The sequence below is a fragment of the Actinomadura livida genome, from assembly GCF_014648675.1.
Lineage (GTDB): Bacteria > Actinomycetota > Actinomycetes > Streptosporangiales > Streptosporangiaceae > Spirillospora > Spirillospora livida.
The window spans coordinates 167,983-174,726 of sequence record NZ_BMRO01000004.1 but is presented as its reverse complement, the minus strand read 5'-3'; the positions used below and the strand labels follow the sequence as shown (position 1 = coordinate 174,726).

The 6,744-nt window shown below is 73.9% G+C and carries 6 protein-coding genes; 3 read left to right on the top strand and 3 right to left on the bottom strand.

Annotation, left to right across the window (positions count from 1 at the left end; genetic code table 11):
• The 3 genes from IEZ03_RS37740 to IEZ03_RS10500 all read left to right on the top strand — a co-directional run.
• Window positions 1–565: coenzyme F420-0:L-glutamate ligase (locus IEZ03_RS37740; protein ID WP_229808194.1), on the top strand; the 565-nt coding region annotated here is incomplete at its 5' end.
• Between the two features lie 99 nt (window positions 566–664).
• On the top strand, window positions 665–3,229 hold the full coding sequence (locus IEZ03_RS10505; RefSeq protein ID WP_184888732.1) for a bifunctional FO biosynthesis protein CofGH: 2,565 nt from the start codon (window positions 665–667) through the stop codon (window positions 3,227–3,229).
• A 22-nt stretch (window positions 3,230–3,251) separates the two neighbouring features.
• On the top strand, window positions 3,252–4,289 hold the full coding sequence (locus IEZ03_RS10500; RefSeq protein ID WP_184888734.1) for a substrate-binding domain-containing protein: 1,038 nt from the start codon (window positions 3,252–3,254) through the stop codon (window positions 4,287–4,289).
• On the opposite strand, the gene IEZ03_RS10495 is transcribed toward IEZ03_RS10500, so the two are convergent.
• The 3 genes from IEZ03_RS10495 to IEZ03_RS37735 form a co-directional block, all read right to left on the bottom strand.
• Window positions 4,290–5,192 (bottom strand): DNA-3-methyladenine glycosylase family protein, encoded by a 903-nt coding sequence (locus tag IEZ03_RS10495; RefSeq protein WP_184888736.1) that lies wholly within the window; start codon window positions 5,190–5,192, stop codon window positions 4,290–4,292.
• 11 nt (window positions 5,193–5,203) lie between these two features.
• The gene (gene manB / locus IEZ03_RS10490) at window positions 5,204–6,271 is read right to left on the bottom strand and encodes a mannose-1-phosphate guanylyltransferase (protein WP_184888738.1); all 1,068 of its coding nucleotides are present in this window, start codon (window positions 6,269–6,271) and stop codon (window positions 5,204–5,206) included.
• Between the two features lie 41 nt (window positions 6,272–6,312).
• Window positions 6,313–6,744, bottom strand: a 432-nt coding sequence (locus tag IEZ03_RS37735; RefSeq protein WP_229808193.1) for a glycosyltransferase, incomplete at its 5' end; no start/stop codon positions are given.

Below are 6,744 nucleotides of genomic sequence, written 5' to 3'. Positions count from 1 at the left end.
CACGATCCGCGAGTTCACCGCCGACCCGGTCGACCCGGCGGCGGTGCGCCGCGCGGTCGCCGCGGCGATCGCCGCGCCGGCGCCGCACCACACGACGCCGTGGCGGTTCGTCCTGCTGGAGTCGGCGGAGTCGCGGACGCGGCTGCTGGACGCGATGCGCGACGCGTGGGAGGCCGACCTGCGCCGGGACGGCTTCTCCGAGGAGTCGGTCACCAAGCGGCTGCGGCGCGGCGATGTGCTGCGGCGGGCGCCGTACCTGGTCGTCCCGTGCCTGGTCATGGACGGTTCGCACGACTATCCGGACGAACGGCGGTCGCGCGCCGAGCGGGAGATGTTCGTCGTCGCGACGGGCGCGGGGGTGCAGAACCTCCTGGTGGCGCTGGCCGTCGAGGGGCTCGGTTCGTGCTGGGTGTCCAGCACGATGTTCTGCCGCGACGTCGTCCGGGAGTCGCTCAGGCTGCCCGGCGACTGGGACCCGATGGGCGCCGTCGGCGTCGGCCACCCGGCCGCACCGCCGCGGGAGCGCCCGCCGCGGAGCCCGGAGGCGTTCATCGAGGTCCGGTGACGCGGGAATAGCCGGCGCGCCGGCGGGGCTATATCAGAAACGGGCAATTCGGTGACCCCGCCGCGTCGCAAATTATGACGATTGGCATAGAGTGCCTGCATGGACGGGACGAGCTCCGCGCTCCGCCGGGCACTGGCCCGCGCGCGTGACGGCAAGACACTGGATCGATCCGAGGCCACGACACTGCTGCAGGCCCGCGGGGCGCAGCTCGACGACCTGCTCACCTACGCTGCCCGCACCCGGGACGCCGGCCTGGAGGCCGCCGGCCGCCCCGGCGTCGTCACCTACAGCCGCAAGGTCTTCATCCCGCTGACCCGGCTGTGCCGGGACCGCTGCGGGTACTGCACGTTCGCGACCGTCCCGCACAAGCTGGACGCCCCCTACCTGAGCCCGGACGAGGTGCTGGAGATCGCGCGGCGGGGCGCCGAGATGGGCTGCAAGGAGGCCCTGTTCACGCTCGGGGACCGTCCCGAGGACCGCTGGAAGCCGGCCCGCGAGTGGCTCGACGCGCACGGCTACGACGACACGCTCTCCTACGTCCGCGCGATGGCGATCCGGGTGCTGGAGGAGACCGGGCTGCTGCCGCACCTGAACCCGGGCGTGCTCACCTGGCGCGACTTCCAGCGGCTCAAGCCGGTCGCGCCGTCCATGGGCATGATGCTGGAGACGACGGCGACGCGGCTGTTCAGCGAGCGCGGCGGCCCGCACTTCGGGTCGCCGGACAAGGACCCGGCCGTCCGGCTGCGGGTGCTGGAGGACGCGGGGCGCACGAACGTCCCGTTCACGACCGGCATCCTCATCGGCATCGGCGAGACCGTCGAGGAGCGCGCGGACGCGATCTTCGAGATCCGGCGGACGATGCGGGAGTACGGCGCGATCCAGGAGGTGATCGTGCAGAACTTCCGGTCGAAGCCGGACACCAAGATGCGCGACACCCCCGACGCGGACCTGGCCGAGCTCGCCGCGACGATCGCGGTGACGCGGCTCGTCCTCGGCCCGAAGGCGCGGGTGCAGGCGCCGCCGAACCTCGTCGGCGACCAGTTCGCGCTGATGCTCCGCGCCGGCATCGACGACTGGGGCGGCGTGTCCCCGCTGACGCCCGACCACGTGAACCCCGAGCGGCCCTGGCCGCAGATCGACGAGCTGGCCGAGCGGACGGCCGCGGCGGGGTTCGCGCTGCGGGAGCGGCTGACGATCTACCCCGAGTACGTGCGGCGCGGCGAGCCGTGGCTGGACCCGCGGCTGGACGCGCACGTCGCGGCGCTGGCCGACCCCGCGACCGGGCTCGCGCGGGAAGACGCCGTCCTCGAAGGGCGTCCCTGGCAGGAGCCCGACGGCGGGTTCGAGGCGTCCGGCCGGACCGACCTGCACACCGAGATCGACACGACGGGCCGCACCAGCGACCGGCGCGACGACTTCGACGAGGTGTACGGCGACTGGGACGCGCTACGCGACCGCATGTCCGCCCCCCAGCGCTTCGACTCCGACATCAAGACCGCTCTCGCGCGCGCGGAGCAGAACCCGGCGGGCCTGTCGGACGACGAGGCACTGGCCCTCCTGCACGCCGAGGGCCCGGAACTCGACGCCCTCGCCAAGCTCGCCGACGACCTGCGCCGCGACACGGTCGGCGACGACGTCACCTACGTCGTCACCCGCAACATCAACTTCACCAACGTCTGCTACACCGGCTGCCGGTTCTGCGCGTTCGCGCAGCGCCGCACGGACGCCGACGCCTACACGCTCTCCCTCCGCCAGGTCGGGGACAGGGTGGACGAGGCTTGGGCGGCGGGCGCCAGCGAGATCTGCATGCAGGGCGGCATCCACCCGGACATGCCAGGCACCGCCTACTTCGACCTCGCCCGCGAGGTGAAGAACCGCGCACCGGACATCCATCTGCACTCCTACAGCCCGATGGAGGTCGTGAACGGCGCGTCCCGCGCGGACATGTCGATCCGCGAATGGCTGGAGGGCGCCAAGGAGGCCGGTGTCGACTCCCTGCCGGGCACGGCAGCCGAGATCCTCGACGACGACGTCCGGTGGGTGCTGACCAAGGGCAAGCTGCCCACCGACCAGTGGGTCGAGGTCGTCACCACCGCGCACGAGATCGGGCTGCCGACGACGTCCACCATGATGTACGGGCACGTCGACACCCCGGCGCACTGGGTCGGGCACATCAAGCTCCTCCGCTCCATCCAGGAGCGGACGGGCGGGTTCAGCGAATTCGTCCTGCTGCCCTTCGTGCACCACAACTCGCCCATCTATCTCGCCGGGCTGGCGCGTCCGGGGCCGACCGTCCGGGAGAACGTGGCCGTCCACGCCCTGGCGCGGATCCTGCTGCACGGTGCGATTCCGAACATCCAGACGTCCTGGGTGAAGCTGGGCGACGAACTCTGCACGCGCGTCCTCCAGGGCGGCGTGAACGACCTCGGCGGCACCCTCATGGAGGAGACCATCAGCCGCATGGCCGGGTCGGAGAACGGCTCCTTCAAGCCGATCAGCGAACTGGAGAAGATCGCGGCGCGCGCGGGCCGTCCCGCCAGGCAGCGCACGACCCTTTACGGCGAGGTGCCGGAGGAGCGCCTGAAGGCGTCCCGCCGCACCGACGGCATCGGCCACTTCGGACGCGGCGGAGGAAGGCTCGACCTGCCCCTGGTCGGCACGTGATCCCCGGCTGTATGACTGACGGGTGAACCTCTGGAGGCGGCCGGTCGTCTGGGCGGCCGCGGTGCTGCTGCTGTCCGGCGTGGGCGGCGGGGCGTGGGCGCTCGGCCTCCTCCCGGGGCCGGGGACCGGGGCCTGCGGCGGGTCCGCGCTGCGGATCACCATCGCGGCCCAGCCGGAGATCGCGCCCGCGCTCCGGGGCGTGGCGGAGCGGTTCAACGTCGAGGAGCACCGCGTGGCGGGACGCTGCGTCGACGCCCGGATCAAGCCCGTCTCCCCCGGCGGCTACCTGGGCGACGCGACCCTGCGCGCCAGGACCGACGCGTGGGTGCCGGAGTCGACGCTGTGGCTGGAGACGGCCCGGGAGGCGGGCAACACGTCCGTCCCCGCCGGGGGGACCCCGGTGGCCGCGACGCCCGTGGTGCTCGCCACGCCGCGCCCGGTCGAGGCGGAGTTGCGCGACGCCGAGGTCGGCTTCGGCTGGGAACTCCTCCTGAAGGACAGGGCCGGAGGCGTCCCGCTGGCCCGCTACGCGGCCGACCCGGCCGCCGGGATGAGCGGGACGATCGCCATGGTCGCCATCGAGCAGGTCGCCGAAGGCAAGGCCGGCGACGCCGCCGAGGCGCTCCGCGAGAACGCGCCCCGCAGGCCGGACGAGTCGTCCGGCGGCTCGATGACGGTCCTCGCCGACTTCATCGGCGCCGAACGCTTCGCCCGCCCCCTGGCGGTCACCACCGAGCAGGCGGTCGTGGCCTACAACGACGGCCACCGCCCCAACCCGATCGTGAGCCTCATGCCGGACGAGGGCACGCTGATGCTCGACCACCCGTACGTCGTGACCACCGAGGACCAGGACCGGCAGGACGCGGCGGAGGCGTTCAAGGCCGCGCTGGCGACGCGTCCCGCGCACGACATCCTCCACCGGGCGGGCTTCCGCGCCGCCGACGGCACCCTGCCCGCCATGTACGCCGACCAGCACGGCTTCACGGAGGAGCCGCCGCCGTCCCTCCGGCTCCCGACCCGCGCGGAGATCGACGAGGCCCGCGCGTCCTGGGAGACGTGATCAGAAGGACCGGTAGTCCCGGACGGGCAGCCGCGGCCCCCGCCTCGGCGGGCGCCTCCCGGACGACTCCAGCAGCCGGGTGACGCGGTACCGGTGCCCGGCGTAGGGCTCCAGCAGTTCGAGCATCCCCGCGTCGTCGACCTTGCGGCCGATCAGCGCCCAGCCCACCAGGCCGGGCAGGTTGTAGTCGCCGACCGACACCGCGTCGGGGTCGCCGGCCGCCCGCTGCCTGATCTCGGCGGCCGTCCACACCCCGATCCCCGGCAGCGACCGCAGCCGCCGCTCGCTCGGCTCCTCTTCCAGCCGCTTCGCGACCCGCGCCGCCCCGATGATCGTCCGGGCGCGGACGGCCTCCAGCCCCGACCGGTGCCACTCCCACGACGGGATCCGGATCCACACCTCGGGCGGCGGAGGCACCCGCATGTGCGGCGCGCCGGGCGCGGGCTCCCCGAACATCCGCAGCAGATGGCTCCAGGCCCGGAACGCCTCCAGTCCCAGGACCTTCTGCTCCATGACCGCCGGCACGAGCGCCTCGAAGACGCGCCGCGTCCGCCCGATCCGCAGCCCCGGCCGCCTGAGCACCTGCTCCCGGACGACGTCGTGCCGCGCGACGAACCCCTCCGGCTCGTCCGCCGCCCCCAGCAGCTCGGGCACCCCGTCCAGCGACCACTCGGCCCCCGGCCCCCAGGCCGTGGCCTCGACGACGTCCCCGACGTGCCGGAGCCGAAGCGTCGCCGGCCCGTCGGGCGTGTACGAGGCCCGCCAGACCGACCCGTCCGGCTCAACCCGGAACGCCGGATCCCGCGCCCCCCGCCGATGCGGCGACAACGTCCCCAGCAGATCCAGCTCCCAAGGCGGCCGCCACTCCCGAACCTGCCCGGCTCCACAACGGATCGTGGTCATCGGCCGCCGGCTCAGGTGTCGGCGGAGAAGCGGACGGCGGTCGGGGGGAGCTCTATGCCCGGCCAGACGCGGAGGCCGCCGCGTAGTTCGTTGCCGGGGCCGACCACGGCGCCGTCGCCGAGGACCACGCCCTCCAGGACGGCCCCGTGGCCCACCCGGGCGCCCCGGCTCAGCACCGAGTCGCGGACCGTGGCGCCCTCGGCGACGAACGCGTCGTCCAGCAGGACGCTGCCGATCACCGTGGCGCCGGGCTCGACCACGGCGCCCCGGCCGACGGTCGTGCCGCCGCGGACGACCGCGCCCGCGGCGACGCTCGCGCCGGGGAGCACGAGGCGCTCGCCCGGCTCGCCGGGCATCGCCGGGGAGGCCAGCGTCCCGAGGACCAGGTCGCGGGAGCCGCGGACGAACGCCTCGGGCGTGCCGACGTCCAGCCAGTAGGCCGACTCGACGTAGCCCATGACCGGTGCGCCGGACGCGATGAGCGCCGGGAACGTCTCCCGCTCCACGGACACGACCTCGTCCTCGGGGATCGTGTCGACGGCCGAGCGGCGGAAGACGTAGCAGCCCGCGTTGATCTGGTTCGTCACCGGATGCGGAGTCTTCTCCAGGAACGCGGTGACGCGGCCCTGGTCGTCGGTGGGCACGCAGCCGAAGCGCGAGGGGTCGTCGACCTCGGTCAGGTGCAGCGTCACCGCGGCACCGGCCTCCTCGTGCATCTTGACCTGGGCGCGCACGTCGTGGCCCGACAGGATGTCGCCGTTCAGGATCAGCACCGGGTCGTCCGGGCCGGAGGTGAGCGCCCGCGCGGCGTTGCGGATGGCGCCGCCGGTGCCGAGCGGCTCGTCCTCGCTGACATAGGCCAGCTCGACGCCGTGCGCGCGGGTGCCGAACGCCGCCTCGAACATCTCCGCCCGGTAGGACGTGGCGAACACGATGCGCTCGACGCCCTCGGCGTGCGCCCGCGCGAGCTGATGGGCGAGGAACGCCGCCCCGGCCGTCGGCAGCAGCGGCTTGGGGGTGGAGATGGTCAGGGGACGCAGCCGCGTGCCCTGCCCTCCGACCAGGAGGATCGCTTCCACTCGGTTCCCTTTCTCCACCGCGGTAGCGGATGCGAGCGAGCCTAGTGGGTGCGGGAAGCCTGGGTTGCCGCGTATTGGTCCACTGCGCGCTGGTAGGAGGCCAGGTGCGCCTCGGCGGACTCCGACCAGGAGAACTGGCCGGCGCGGACGTGGGCGGCGTCGGCCAGTGCGGTGCGGCGGGACGGGTCGTCGAACAGCTCGTCGAGCGCCGTGCCGATGCCGGACGGGTCGGGCTCGGTGTAGGCGACCGCGTCGCCGCCCACCTCGGGGAGGGGGCCGCGCCGGGTGGTGAGGACGGGCGCGCCGCAGGACATGGCCTCCAGCACCGGGAGGCCGAAGCCCTCGCCGCGGCTGGGGAGGGCGACGACCAGCGCGCCGCCGAAGAAGCCGGGCAGTGACGCCCACGGCAGGTAGCCGGGGCGCAGCACGCGCAGGTTCAGCGGGACGGTGGCGAGCGCGGCGTCGACCTCGTC